Source organism: Vibrio sp. 1978 (genome assembly GCF_033344345.1).
The window spans coordinates 1-504 of the sequence record NZ_JAWPOP010001101.1 but is presented as its reverse complement, the minus strand read 5'-3'; the positions used below and the strand labels follow the sequence as shown (position 1 = coordinate 504).

1 protein-coding gene is annotated in these 504 nt (G+C 44.8%); it reads right to left on the bottom strand.

What is annotated here, in order from left to right; all coding sequences use genetic code 11:
* On the bottom strand, window positions 1-363 hold a 363-nt coding region (locus tag R8N49_RS30865; RefSeq protein WP_318190916.1), incomplete at its 3' end, for an aldo/keto reductase.
* Between the last annotated feature and the right edge of the window lie 141 nt (window positions 364-504).

The following is a 504-nucleotide window of genomic DNA, read 5'->3' as shown; positions in this document are numbered from 1 at the left end:
GGTTTGGAGTCGTTGAAGGCTAGAGTCGATGGCATCATGGATATTGCGACGATTTAAACTCATGTTTTCACGGATGTGAGGCACATTGCGCGGCCCTGCCACTTTTGTCGCTAGAACGACTTTTTCTCGCTTGCCGGATTTTGTCAGCCAGTTGCCGATGTATTGTTCTGTTAGGCCTTGTGTTTCTGCTTTTGGCGGAACAGGGTACATCTCTGCGGTATCGATGAAGTTCACCCCATGATCGACAGCAAAGTCGAGCTGCTCAAAAGCTTCCTGTTCGATATTTTGCTCACCAAAAGTCATAGTGCCGAGACAGATTTTACTGATCTCGAGTGATGAGTGCGGTAGTTTGGTGTATTGCATTTCACTTCCTTGAAAAATAGCCAACTGAATAGGTTATCCATCAATATATGGGATTTTTGGTCGCTATCGCAAATCATTTACGTATAAGCGCAAGTGTGGCTCGAAAGGTATTCATCCCCCAACTACACTAAAAAGATCTTG